The organism is Bacillus sp. FSL W8-0116 (genome assembly GCF_038003825.1).
In the GTDB taxonomy this organism is placed as follows: domain Bacteria; phylum Bacillota; class Bacilli; order Bacillales; family DSM-4216; genus Bacillus_O; species Bacillus_O smithii.
This window is the reverse complement of the sequence record NZ_JBBOPY010000001.1, coordinates 3,098,963-3,111,881: the sequence shown is the minus strand read 5'-3', so window position 1 is coordinate 3,111,881 and position 12,919 is coordinate 3,098,963. Positions and strand designations below refer to the sequence as shown.

At 41.2% G+C, this 12,919-nt stretch carries 10 protein-coding genes and 2 pseudogenes; 1 reads left to right on the top strand and 11 read right to left on the bottom strand.

Going from position 1 to position 12,919, the window contains the following annotated elements; translation table 11 throughout:
- Window positions 1–144 precede the first annotated feature (144 nt).
- The 10 genes and pseudogenes from N1I86_RS14875 to N1I86_RS14830 form a co-directional block, all read right to left on the bottom strand.
- Entirely contained in the window at window positions 145–852 is a 708-nt protein-coding gene (locus N1I86_RS14875) for a hypothetical protein (RefSeq protein ID WP_003355152.1), read from the bottom strand.
- Window positions 853–927: 75 nt separating this feature from the next.
- Window positions 928–1,128, bottom strand: coding sequence for a DUF2768 domain-containing protein (locus tag N1I86_RS14870; RefSeq protein WP_003355153.1), 201 nt, complete (start codon window positions 1,126–1,128; stop codon window positions 928–930).
- Window positions 1,129–1,755: 627 nt separating this feature from the next.
- Window positions 1,756–2,937, bottom strand: a complete 1,182-nt coding sequence (locus tag N1I86_RS14865; RefSeq protein ID WP_003353085.1) for an IS701 family transposase — start codon at window positions 2,935–2,937, stop codon at window positions 1,756–1,758.
- 183 nt (window positions 2,938–3,120) lie between these two features.
- Window positions 3,121–4,680 (bottom strand): amidase, encoded by a 1,560-nt coding sequence (locus N1I86_RS14860; RefSeq protein WP_341096968.1) that lies wholly within the window; start codon window positions 4,678–4,680, stop codon window positions 3,121–3,123.
- A 642-nt stretch (window positions 4,681–5,322) separates the two neighbouring features.
- A complete protein-coding gene (locus N1I86_RS14855) occupies window positions 5,323–6,378 on the bottom strand; it encodes an NAD(P)H-dependent glycerol-3-phosphate dehydrogenase (protein ID WP_341096966.1) in 1,056 nt (351 codons plus the stop codon).
- A 19-nt stretch (window positions 6,379–6,397) separates the two neighbouring features.
- Window positions 6,398–7,708, bottom strand: coding sequence for a ribosome biogenesis GTPase Der (der, locus tag N1I86_RS14850; RefSeq protein WP_341096964.1), 1,311 nt, complete (start codon window positions 7,706–7,708; stop codon window positions 6,398–6,400).
- Between the two features lie 223 nt (window positions 7,709–7,931).
- Window positions 7,932–8,117, bottom strand: a complete 186-nt coding sequence (locus N1I86_RS14845; RefSeq protein WP_040341891.1) for a capping complex subunit for YIEGIA — start codon at window positions 8,115–8,117, stop codon at window positions 7,932–7,934.
- Window positions 8,118–8,119: 2 nt separating this feature from the next.
- A complete protein-coding gene (locus N1I86_RS14840) occupies window positions 8,120–9,016 on the bottom strand; it encodes a YIEGIA family protein (RefSeq protein WP_270584654.1) in 897 nt (298 codons plus the stop codon).
- A 62-nt stretch (window positions 9,017–9,078) separates the two neighbouring features.
- A complete protein-coding gene (locus N1I86_RS14835) occupies window positions 9,079–9,624 on the bottom strand; it encodes a YphA family membrane protein (RefSeq protein WP_341096960.1) in 546 nt (181 codons plus the stop codon).
- A 445-nt stretch (window positions 9,625–10,069) separates the two neighbouring features.
- Window positions 10,070–10,717, bottom strand: a pseudogene (locus N1I86_RS14830) (group II intron maturase-specific domain-containing protein); the annotation flags it as partial.
- A gap of 76 nt (window positions 10,718–10,793) precedes the next feature.
- Here N1I86_RS14830 and N1I86_RS14825 point away from each other — a divergent pair.
- A protein-coding gene (locus N1I86_RS14825) for an IS630-like element ISBs2 family transposase (protein ID WP_076611651.1) occupies window positions 10,794–11,839 on the top strand; the annotation gives its coding sequence in 2 pieces (ribosomal slippage) (window positions 10,794–11,297 and window positions 11,300–11,839; 1,044 coding nt in all).
- Between the two features lie 13 nt (window positions 11,840–11,852).
- On the opposite strand, the pseudogene N1I86_RS14820 reads toward N1I86_RS14825, so the two are convergent.
- Window positions 11,853–12,476, bottom strand: a pseudogene (locus N1I86_RS14820) (reverse transcriptase domain-containing protein); the annotation flags it as partial.
- Window positions 12,477–12,919: the final 443 nt, after the last annotated feature.

Sequence of the window (12,919 nt, the reverse complement as noted above, 5' to 3'; positions counted from 1 at the left end):
GATGATATTCTGGTATATATTTCTTCTATATATGTGTATGACATTGTCCCACTTTGTTATGACTGCAAAATAAGATGTACTTTCTAATAATGCAATAAAAAACCCTCTTCCCTACAATATATTTGCAAAGAAAAGGGTTAGAACCTATTTTTTCATAAATACCGGTTCATTTTTTTCATTAACGGTATAGGGCAATGAATAAGCGGGAACGAAAAATGAATGCTGCGTTAATAACGGTCGTATATCTTCTCCCGGCTTGTATATATGTTTGTTGTTTTTCAAGGCCTCATACAAGTCCATACGATAATCGACATAAATCTTTCCGTCTCCGGTAATGACGAGTGGAAGATTTTTTTGAGAGTAGGGGCTCGTAACCATTGGTTCTTCTTTATAGCCAAGTTTTTTGTAATCAAGAGTATAGACATTTGGCGCGATTTCTTTTTTAAACGGTGGATATCCGTGAGATTGAATACGTATTTCCAATTCCCTTATGGTTTCCGCAATACGCAAATCAAAGATTTTGACAACAGGTTTTTTCTCTACATCCAACAATACGTATTGAAAGATCCCGCCGTTTTCGTACGAATTCCCCGGAGGTTCCGGCAAATATTGAGGAACTAATTTTTTAAAATCAATTAAATATTTTTGATAGATTGGAACATTCTCATCTTTTGTTTGAATGGGAAGGATGCCTCCGTTTTGTTTTTGAAACTGTTCAACGGCTTTTTGAACGGATTGAATTTGTTCTTGATAAGGGACTTTATTCTCTGCTTTCTCTTCATCCGGAAACATGCATCCATCTAAAAAGAAAACAGTTGTGAGCAATAAAACAGATATGAGCAACTTCCTCAATCGAAAACTCCCTTTCTATGTCAAAAATCCAACGTTAATAAAGCGGATACGAATAAATGAAAATTCTTTTTCTTTCTAGCCGACAGGGCCGCTGAAAACAACATAGATCATCATGATGCCGCCAAGAAATAAAAATATGTAGGCAAAAAAAGCAACAAGAAATCGAAGAAACTTAAATTTCATTTTATATCGGCTGACATAAATAGCGAACACAGAAAGAATCATGAACCCCATCGCAAGAAAGGATATCCACATTTTAATCATGCCTGGTGACATGGAATATCTCCTCCTATTTTTCCAAATATAGTATATCACACTACGAGTATATTTCGTAGAATTTTCGTTATTTTTAAAAAATATTATTGCTGCTTTTTTCCTTTGTCGATTCAGATAAAACAAAACGATGGTTTGAAAACATTGCATTTCAGTACCATTCGTGATCTTTATGATGGAACGATTGTCGGTTATGTTCTTAAACATTCTATAATAATAAATTTATGTTGGATACTCTTGATCAAGAGCTTTTGTATGATTTCCTGATGAACATCCACTTATTTAATATCGATCGTGGATGCGGGCAACGTCGCATGGATGAAAGAGAAAGACGAAGAAAGCAAATCGGACACACAGCATGTCCCGGGTTGGGTCGGGAGATGTATAGATTTAATCCAATGGAATCTTTTTGGGGACGCATTCACGGGGAAAGGTACGATACCTTGAAGGATGATCTACGACGGCTGAAAAATATACATGCGATTTTATAGCCACGAAAGAATATAACAACAATTAAACGGCCTCACACCACTGAAATATAGGGCTTAAGGCCGTTTAAACTTTTTACTGTAGATGAGCATTTTTATTAACAATGATTACCATACGAAAAAGAGACAAACGGGGTACCCCTTATGCCACGTGGAGCTGTTTTTTCACGGCATCAATGGGAATATTTTGTTTTGCTGCACGATAAATGAACTCCACGAGGCTATGTCCTTTTCTCTTGCGCAGGAGATCGAGCCCATCCGAAACATCACTGTTCGACTCGAACATGCTGTACACGTAAGCAAGCTGCACCAAGATCCAGTAGCGTTTCACCGCCCGACGTCCGCGAACGCGGTATCCATCGAGTTTCAGCTGGTCTTTCGCTTGACGGAAAAAACATTCGATCGACCAACGCTCGGCATAGTAGCACAAGATGTCTTCATCGCTTAGCTCGCGATCGGTGCTCAAGACGCAATGAAGATGTTTCGGTGTCATCGGCTGATCGGCTTTCCATGCGAGCAGCACCACGGCATCCTTGAGACCGTTCAGAGCACCTTCGTAGCGATACACCCGATAACGCTCTTTTCCCACCGTGACGAGGCGGGTATCCCGTGGCTCCATAGATTTGGCAAATTCCTTTGCTTGAATGGCCGTCCCTTTTGGATAGAGAATCCGATTCGTCTTGAGCATCGCGATGACGTGGAACCCTTTTTTCAAGCAGGCTCCCACGAGGGTTTTCGATGGATACCAAGAGTCCATGAGCACATAAACGGGTCGACTCACATCCAACGAAGAAAGCATCTCGATCGCGAGTTCCCCTTTGCTTTTCCCCGCCGTCTTGTCGTAGAGGCGAAAGGCAAAAGGAAACGCTTGGGTCATCGTATGAACCATGAGCCAAACGAGAGAATGTCCCCAGATCGACTTTTTCTCTGCGTGAGAATAGTGCCAATCACACCCTTGAATGGCGTGTGTTGCCCGTGACGAGGGCTTCGTTTTTTGGCAAATCGTATCATCGATCGAAACAAAAATGGGTTGATTCTCTCGTTTCGAGCTGCGTTCGACACGATGAAGCACCCACTGCTGGAGTTTGCGAAGCAACGTCTCTTCTTCCCATGGGCTTTTCGTGAAAAAATGGCTGAGTGTCGTGCGATGGTTCGGATGAAAACTCCCGTGATGTAGATCGGTCAGTGTTCCCGAAAAGCCCTTTGTAATCATCGCATCCACGATATGAACGAGATGCTTCATGACAGGTTTTGAGAAATAAAGTGCCAACCCCAACATCGTCAAAAACTTGTGGATTCCTAGGTGATGTGCTAATCTATTCATGAGACATGAACCCCCTTGTGAGTAGTTGTGGCACATCTATTCTAACCAAGGAATCGGGTTCATGTCTTCTTTTTTGTTTGGTTGTAAATTTATGTTAGCGAATTTGCTCATCTACAGTTTTTATTATTTTTCACTGCTGCTGGTTCAAAAAGCGTTTATCGTGCTTTTCATGTTAACAAGGACTTAATATTCCGGATACAATACAGGGGCTTTTCGATGTTTTGTAGCTTGTTCGTAAGCATAAGCCATTCCAATCAGTTCGCCTTCACTCCACATTTTGCCAAAGAAGGCCAATGCAAACGGCGATCCGCTTTCATAATAGCCAGCCGGAACGGTAATCAGCGGTAAACCGCTTATATTGATTTCAGATATGATAGTAGATTGCACAACATTTTCCTGAATCGACGGAATGGCTGTTGGCATTTGTGGATAGACAAATCCATCAAGACCTTTGTTTTCCATTACTTGATGAATCATTCTAAGCAATTCCCCTTTTGTTTCGTAAAATTCACTCAAATCCGGCAAAATGCTGTGATCCGCTTCAGCTGTTTCAGCATTCACATAATCGTGAACTAAAGCAAGCGGGCCATCTTCAGTCCAAGGAATACTTTTTGCTTTATCAAACACTGTTTTGATCGAAAGAGAAGGATCCTCTGGATTTAAATGTTTAAGGTATTTTTCCAAGTCGTAGAAAAAGGTTTCCAGCCCAAGACCTACTAAAGCCGACGGACCACCTTTAGATGATACATATTCAGCAAGTCCGGTTCCTGCAAAAGGATCCTCAACAACTTCCGCACCTTGAGCTTTTAATACTTCAATGGCCGCCAAATACAATTTTTGGGTTTCCGCTGAAAGTTCTTGTGTACGCCATCCCGGTCCGTATAATCCTAAACGTTTACCTTGTAAAAAATTCTTATCAAGAAAAGAAGTGTATCCGTTTTTAGGAATATTTCCAATTGAAGAAATGGTTTTTGGATCTTCTTTTGAATACCCGGCCATCACGCTTAGCATAAGCGCTGCATCTTGAACCGTACGAGCGTGTGGTCCTAACACATCGCGAGTCGTTCCTCCTAGGGGAGTGACTCCGACATTCGGTATTAACCCAAAAGAAGGCTTAATACCGACTAAAGCTTGAGCTGCAGCAGGAACTTGAATGGATCCGGCCGTTTCCTCAGCGACGCCAAGGACCGCAAAGTTTCCTGAAACGGCAGTCGCGGTACCACTACTGCTTCCTCCTGGTGAAATCGAGCGGTTTACTGCATTATATGTGGGCCCGTCCCAACTATTGTTTGCATTATAAGCACAGCTAAAAGCCGGAATATTGGTTTTTCCTAGAATGATAGCACCCGCTTCTTTCAATCTTGCAACGACCGGCGCATCTTTCACCGGCATTAACTCGATTCCACCAGATTCCTTACAAAGAGGAGCCCAGCCAAACGTGGAAGGAAACCCTGCAACATCCACCGCTTCCTTTATGACAATAGGAATTCCTGCCAGAGGTCCAAGTTCTGCTCCTTCTTCACGCAGCCGGTCAATATTTTTAGCATCCTCAAGAGCATTAGGATTCATGAAGGTAAAGGCATTATAAAACTGTTCCAATTCATGAATTCGATCAAGGTAAGACTGAACTACTTCTTGAGCCGTATATTCACCATTTTGATACCCAGCTATAAGTTCTTCTACTGTGACTTCTTCAAAAAGGAAATCTTTTTCGTTTAACTTCAATAAAGTACTTTTTTTCAATAGTTTTCACACCTTTTCTAAATAATCTATCACTTATCGAAACCTTTCTTGATTATATTTTAAAATTTTCATACTATTTTTAATATTTATTTGTCAGATAATCTGACATAAAATAGTGAAGATTATTTTGGATGGCGAGTTCAAAGAGAAGGAAGCACAGAATTCGGCTGAGTCTTCAGAATCCCAGCTGCCGTTTTCGTTCCTGAAGTGAAAATCGGACATACACATTAAATAAAACTTGCCATTCCGTTCAACTCCATTAAAAAAAAACAAATAAAAAATCTCCTCGATGCATTGCTTTCGAGGAGGTTTTGATCAAATGATTCCTGTTTTGTTCATTGCCAAGAGACTTTTTCAAGAAAGTACAACCGGGGAATATCCCCGGTTAGAAAGACGACCCATCCTTTTTATAAAGCCTGCTTTCTCATAGTATCGTATGAGTAGAAACTAGATGTGCATCCTTCTAAAGCCCAAATGATCATAAATTCTCTTGAATTTCCGCTTTTTTTGCCGACAAGTCTCGGTATCTTGTTTCAAATGAAACGAGAGTGGCAACAACCTATTGAAGTTTCCCGCTTAATCCTTTTATCGCCGCGTAATGGTTTCGTTCGATTTGCACGTTGGGGCAAAAACCAAAACACATTACTCATTCATTCTTGCATCTAAAATACCGGACAAGTCTTCCATTTCATGAGTTCTCATTCTGGTCATCAATTCATCCACAGCTTTTTTCGGGTCATAGTTATGAAAAAGTACTTGATAAAGGGCAGTTGTAATAGGCATTTTCACATTATAATTTTGAGATAATTGATAAGCCGCTTTGGTTGTTCTTACCCCTTCTACCACCATTCCCATGTTTTCGAGCACTTCGTTTAAATTTTTTCCTTTTCCAAGCAAATTCCCTGCCCGCCAATTTCGCGAGTGGACGCTTGTACATGTAACAATTAAATCACCGAGCCCGGCCAACCCGGAAAAAGTTAAAGGATTGGCCCCCATTTTTGTTCCCAGACGGGCTATTTCAGCTAGCCCTCGCGTGATAAGAGCCGCTTTGGCATTATCTCCGTACCCTAAACCATCCGAAATACCCGCTGCAAGCGCAATGACATTTTTTAGCGCTCCTCCAATTTCTACGCCGATCATATCCGGGTTCGTATAAACACGGAAATGCTGATTCATAAACAGTTTTTGGATTTTCTCGGCTGCTTTTATATTTTTTGAAGAAACCGTCACAGTCGTCGGCTGACGCTGGCTTACTTCTTCTGCGTGACTCGGTCCTGACAAGACGATAAGATCCGTTAACAAACGAGAAGGCATTTCTTCTTCAATCATTTCCGAAATTCTCATAAGCGTATCGGGCTCAATCCCTTTACTGACATGGACGAGAGTAATCGGCTTTTTTAAAACCTCGACCATTTGTCTGACAACTTCTCGAATCGCCTTTGTCGGCACTGCCAATACAATCAATTCAACACCGTTCAGCGCTTCTTCCATGGAGGCGAATCCCTTTATGTTTTCGGGCAATATGACATTCGGCAAATATTTTTTATTCGTATGATGTTCATTGATTTCCACGATTTGTTGTGGATTATGACCCCAAAGCCGTACATGGCATCCATTATCCGCAAGTACCATGCTCAAAGCGGTTCCCCAACTGCCTGCACCGATAACGGTAATCGTGTCAATATTCGTCTCATTCATGCTTTTCACCTACTTTTGGTTATTTCCGAGATCTCGCAATGATTTTAATAGGCGTTCCTTCAAATCCAAATGCATCTCTGATCCGATTCTCTAAAAAACGTTCATATGAAAAATGCATTAATTCAGGATCATTGACGAAGATAACAATGGTCGGCGGTTTGACTGCCACTTGAGTCGCGTAAAATATTTTTAGCCGCCGTTGATTCTCAGTAGGAGTAGGATTCATCGCCACAGCATCCATTATGACATCATTGAGCACGCTGGATTGAACGCGCATCGCATGGTTTTCACTCACCATGTTTATAACGGGAAGAAGCGTATGAAGACGTTTCTTTGTTTTAGCTGACACAAATACGATCGGCGCATAATCCAAAAATAAGAAATGACTGCGTATCTTTTTTTCAAATTCATTCATCGTTTTCTCGTCTTTTTCAACCGCATCCCATTTATTTACGACGATCACAATTCCTTTTCCCGCTTCATGAGCATAGCCGGCAATCTTCTTATCTTGCTCTCTTATCCCTTCTTCTGCATTCAACACGACTAATACAACGTCTGAACGTTCAATTGCTCTAAGAGCACGCAGCACGCTGTATTTCTCCGTTGATTCATATACTTTTCCTTTTTTCTTCATGCCGGCTGTATCGATAATCACGTACTTTTGACCGTTATACGTATAAGGAGAGTCCACCGCATCCCTAGTGGTGCCGGCGACATCGCTCACAATCACTCTTTCTTCCCCTAAAATAGCATTGACTAAAGAAGATTTTCCTACATTTGGCCGGCCGATTAAGCAAAATTTAATCACATCATCATCGTACTCTTGCTGAGAAGACTTCGGAAAACGTTTCACCACTTCATCCAGCAAGTCTCCAAGTCCAAGACCATGGGCGCCGGAAATAGGAAATGGCTCTCCAAAACCAAGAGCGTAGAAATCGTAAATGACATCCCTCATATCCGGATTATCGATCTTATTGACAGCCAACACAACCGGTTTATTGGAACGATACAAAATTTTAGCCACTTCTTCATCAGCTGCTGTAACCCCTTCCCGTCCATTGGTCAAAAAGATGATGACATCCGCCTCATCAATGGCGATTTCCGCTTGCTGGCGAATTTGTTCAAGAAAAGGTTCATCACCGATCTCAATCCCGCCGGTGTCAATAATATTAAATTCATGAGTCAGCCATTCAGCAGAGCTGTAAATCCGGTCTCTAGTAACACCCGGAACATCTTCCACTATTGAGATTCTTTCCCCAACAATACGGTTGAAAATAGTGGATTTCCCCACATTTGGCCTCCCCACGATCGCTACAACCGGTTTTGCCATTTATATCATCCTTTCACAGTGGTTATAGAAAATATTCCATTCATTTTTTGTCCATAATTCAATCTAAAGACATGTCCATTTTAAGAGAAAGCACAGCTGGAAGGAAGACTCCCGTCGAGTCTGTCGATTTTTTATCCATTAAGAACAAAACCCTTCCGAAAAAGAAGGGTTCAACTTCACCATTTTAGCAATAATGCACAAAACTAGCAATGGCGAATAGAATCTAATGCCTCACGATAATAAATATCTCTTCGGTCAACTGGTGGGCGATTCCATCCAATATAGCCTCTAAATTCGTGGCGATGACTTCCATCTCCTTTTGATCCTCGCAGTGAAAAACAGTCGTGCCGGACGGAACTTTTTTGGGATTCGTGGTCACGGCGGCCAAAATGAAATTTTCAATCATCATTGTCATTTTTGCCGATCCCCCTTTTGAATGGCATTTGACTCACTCGGCATTCGAATCGCATTTTCAAGTGTCGGGACCTCTTTTAAAATACGGATGGCTTTTTCCTTGTTTTTTTCTTGCGGCAACACAAAAACAGCCACTTGGCCGTTATTCAGATCCCTTTTAGCCAACGGAACCAACGCTGGCGTTCCGGAATCCCGGATGACTCCCATAGCGGTGGAAATATCGTGTAATATCGCTTGTCTCTGTCCGAGGTTGGCAATCGTAGTGCACGCATTAAAATTTTTTGGCGTCAAAATAAATCCCATGCCGTATTTCAATACTTCCTTTTGCCTTTCAGGAAGTCCTATATTCATAATATAAATATCTCCCACATACAAGCCTGCTCCTTTCACATGCGGCTCAACGTATTCAATATGAACGATATCGCCCAGTTTTCCACCAGCCATTAATTTTCTTGAAATCAACAAGCATACAAAAGCACCGATGAGTGCGACATAAAAGTGAAAGAGAATATACAAAAGCGTTGTAGTAAATGAAGTTAAAATCACGAGGTAATTTCTGCTTTCGAAAGCAACAGCAATTCCTTCGATATAAGTAGCGCCCCTTGGCACTAGTTCTAATTGGTCGATGGTTGTCAACGTATTCCGCTCCATATTCCGAACATCACGAAATTGTTGAGCAGCTAACGATAAGAATGTAATAGCTGTAAAATCTTTTTCCATAATCGCCGGTATCGCGACTGAACCTAAGGCTGAAGCAATAAATCCCATGGAAATATGAATAATTTTTCCGTGCAGATAGGTCGGATACTGACGGTAATCTGTTTTTAACATGTAAATCCTGGTTAATGTTCCGGCAACCACACCGAATATCACTGGGTGCACATACTCATTCATAAGTTTGCTTCTCCTTTACTGGCAAAGATTTTACGTGGAATAAAGATTTGAGAATCCGTAATTCATGGATGCCAACCATGATTAGCATGGAAAAAAAAAAAAAAGTCTAAAAACCAGCTATCCCCTATTTTATAAGGCAAGGATGCTTTGCTAAGGACCTTAAACAATAACCATTCTCCCGCTAAAAACCCCATATAAGCAGAGATCATTCTATTTTTCCAAAGTCGAGGTTTAGGATAGATCGCAAATTGTATGAGCAGAACAAGGATCACAATATACCATTTGACGTCGACTAAAAACCAGGCCCTTTCATACATTTCAAAAAGCTTTATCCCCGCGAATACCATAGCGGTCATCAACGCGGATATACATAATGAAAACAGCTGTATGAATGGATATTGTCGAATGGCGAAACATCCAATCGCTGTCAGTAAAAGATAAGAAAACGATACTTCAGCATGATCGATTGTGATAAATTTTCCCGCTCCTATACAAAGCAGCAAGCTCATAATGCTTATTTTCAACCGTAGAGGATGAGATTTATCCATAAGAAAGGTAGCCGTTATCCATATACCCCAGCATACGGATAAAAAAATTATGTACTCCATCATTCACCCTCCTATTGTTACCATTATGGGAAAGGATTATGAATTTCATTCATTGGAAAAGTTCACGGTTTTCGTCATTTCCTTCATACTAAGGAGGGGAGAGATAGAGAAAACAACAAAGATAACATTTCTTAATGGTAAAAGCCAGGCCAGGATTCATCAAAAGCCTCGCTTTCCGATTTCCAATCTATTGGAAAATCGAATTATTCGAAATGATGATCGTCCAATGCGAACGAATGCGTTTTCTTGGAACGGAAGGAATTGTTTCTTTTTATCCTCATGAACAGAAGATGAAGGAATTCTGACCTATCCGAAATGAAAAACTAAAAAAGGGGGATTGTCCCAAAATCTCTTTTTAAATCGAGTAGGAGGGGGTGATTAACTGGGTGATTAACCCCCGTCCTCTCACACCACCGTACGTACGGTTCCGTATACGGCGGTTCAATCAAGATAAATGACGCAAGAATTCATAACGTTTCTGTAGACTTTTAAGCCCTTGGTTACTCCAATAGGAGTTTCCAAGGGTTCTGTGTAATATGGGACTTTTTGAGATTCGCCAATAACCTTTACGACTGTTCCCCCATTCATAAGCTTTCCATTCAGGAACTCCTAGTTTTATGAGGTTGCGTATCCTGGTCTTTGAGGTCTTCCAGTTTTTCCATAAACACATCCGGAGTCTTCGTCGAATCCAGCCATCCAAATCTTCAAAGATACTCTTTGTGTCTGCTAATGCAAAATATCCACACCATCCAAGTAGATATTGGTTAAGTTTCTTAATCCGATATTCCATTGGGTATGGTATTTTTCTTGACGTGATTTCTCGCACCTTTTTCTTCATTCGTTTTAGACTTTGCTTGGCAATCCGAACTTTTGGCTCTTTTGAAGGTGTAAAACTAAATCCTAGAAACTTTCGTTTCCATGGTCGGTCAACCGCAGATTTCTTCTCGTTGACTTTTAGACGAAGTTTTCCCTCAATAAATCGTTTGACACTAGCCATGGTTCTTTCACCAGCCCGTTTTGACTTCACGTAAATATTACAGTCATCGGCATAACGAACAAATTTATGCCCTCTTTTCTCTAATTCTTTGTCTATATAAATTGAAATAAAGGTTTTCTCCCGTTCCACGGCGAATAAATACAAAGAGAAAATAAGGGAACGGAGAGAAAATATGATGCCAAATCACAAAGACGAGATCGAAAAGTTGTCCACTGCCATGAAAGAAGCAAAAAGTAAACGAGCATATGAACGCTACCAAGCGATTTATCTTCATTTGCAGGGATATACCAAAGGAGAAATCGCAACGATTATTGGTCGATCCAAGAAAACTATTTATAACTATATTCATGCCTACGCCCAGCGCGGTCTTGATGGACTGGAGATGAAATACTCACCTGGCGCCCCACGTCGATTGACCCCTGAGCAGGAAAAAGAGCTGGCTTTGATCATTGAACATCAGCTCCCCGTAGATGTGGGATTCGAAGCAAAATATAATTGGACGCTTGCGATAATCGCTGAACTCATTCAACAAAAGTGGGGGCCAACATACACGCTTCGCGGAACAAGTGACATTCTGCATCGGTTAGGGCTAAGCTATACGAAACCGACCTATACACTAGCCAATGCCGATGAAGAGAAACAAAAAGAATTCGTCGAAATCACCTTCCCTGAAGTAAAAAAAAACTGGTAGATGGGAACATCGCCCATGTCCTCTTTCAAGATGAGTCGATGATTCGTGATTACCAAGCGATTCAAAAAACATGGTTTGTCAAAGGAAAACAACGAATCATTCCGACGTTTGGAAAACATCAAGGGCTGAAGCTGATTGGCACGTTGAACTACGAAACAGGGGAAGTGTTTTGCATCGAAGAAGAATGCTATGACGCGGAAACATTTCTTCGATTTCTTCAACTTGTGTTAGAACGCTATCCCACAGGCAAAATAGTGATGATTTTAGATAACGCTCGAATTCACCATGCCAAACTCATTCAGCCATTTTTAAAAGAACACGAAGATCGGTTAGAGCTCGTCTTTTTGCCACCATACAGTCCGCAATTGAACTTGATTGAAGGGCTATGGAAATGGCTGAAATCAGACGTGATTTACAACGTGTTCTATTCGAGTGTGCAAGAAATTAGAAAGAATGTCCAAGCCTTTATTCAGCGAATCAACCAGAAACCAGAACAAACGATCGATCGTTTGTGTGTTCAGTTGTAAATCTTTAATTCAACTTATATAGTTCATCTAGTACAATATTCGAAAGTAAAGGGCTTAGGGGGCCACCTTGCGGCGTCCCTTCTTCTGTCCTAGATACCACACCATTAATCATGACACCAGCTTGTAGATATTTGCGGATTAGCTTCAATAGTGGCTTTTCTTTAATAGTCTTGGCTAATGTACTCATCAGCCTGTCATGATTCACTCGATCGAAGAACTTTTCTAAATCCATGTCTACTACCCATCTATAACCATCTCTGATATAGCCTTTTGCTTTCCTAACTGCGTCATGAGCACTTCGATTTGAACGAAACCCATAACTATGTTCGGAGAACATAGGGTCATATATCCTCGATAATACTTGGGCAATTGCTTGTTGAATCAAACGGTCTGTTACGGTTGGAATACCTAGTAACCGAACACCGCCATCAGGTTTCGGGATTTCGACTCTTCGAACAGGCATTGGTTCATAGGTACCCTTGAGAATTGCTTCTTTAATGGATATCCAGTTTTCGACTATGTGCTGACGTAGGTTTTGTACGGGCATCATATCTACTCCATGGCTACCTTTGTTCTTTTCTACTCTTTGTAAAGCTAAAAGCATATTCTCCCGTGACAGGATTTGATTCAAAAGCATTGTTATTCTTCCTTCCGTGAATAGCTTATCTTCTTATGCCAGTGGTCACTCCACCCTCCAAGAGGTCCCCCACGGGATTCACCGTTTCCTTCCTCAAGTGAGGTACTACGTTTTCTGTGTTCATCATGACTCACTGAATACCAAGGGCTATTCTCTCTTAATTGTTCGGTCCTTCTTAGTTGTTCTAGACCAACTAATACTATGACCTCTGCTGACTTCTGACGGTTCAGCTACTTATCACTAAGTAGGTTATGAAGAGTACTTCACATATCCGCCAGACCTCCCCGGGTAAGTACATGCACTTTCACACCATCTATCCGCCTCATTTACTCGATATGACCTTCGACAGAAAGGGCTTTGTTTTGTTATGCAAACTCACCCAGTGATACCTAGCCTCATATGAAGTTCGTGTTCCTCGGACCGGTGTTTTGCCTCCAGCTTCC

Excerpts from the sequence above, each read along its gene's own strand:
- N1I86_RS14870 (WP_003355153.1), bottom strand. The coding sequence starts at position 1,128 with ATGTCACCAGGCATGATTAAAATGTGGATATCCTTTCTTGCGATGGGG.
- N1I86_RS14855 (WP_341096966.1), bottom strand. The coding sequence starts at position 6,378 with ATGAATGAGACGAATATTGACACGATTACCGTTATCGGTGCAGGCAGT.
- N1I86_RS14845 (WP_040341891.1), bottom strand. The coding sequence starts at position 8,117 with ATGATGATTGAAAATTTCATTTTGGCCGCCGTGACCACGAATCCCAAA.
- N1I86_RS14835 (WP_341096960.1), bottom strand. The coding sequence starts at position 9,624 with ATGGAGTACATAATTTTTTTATCCGTATGCTGGGGTATATGGATAACG.
- N1I86_RS14840 (WP_270584654.1), bottom strand. The coding sequence starts at position 9,016 with ATGAATGAGTATGTGCACCCAGTGATATTCGGTGTGGTTGCCGGAACA.
- der (WP_341096964.1), bottom strand. The coding sequence starts at position 7,708 with ATGGCAAAACCGGTTGTAGCGATCGTGGGGAGGCCAAATGTGGGGAAA.
- N1I86_RS14865 (WP_003353085.1), bottom strand. The coding sequence starts at position 2,937 with ATGAATAGATTAGCACATCACCTAGGAATCCACAAGTTTTTGACGATG.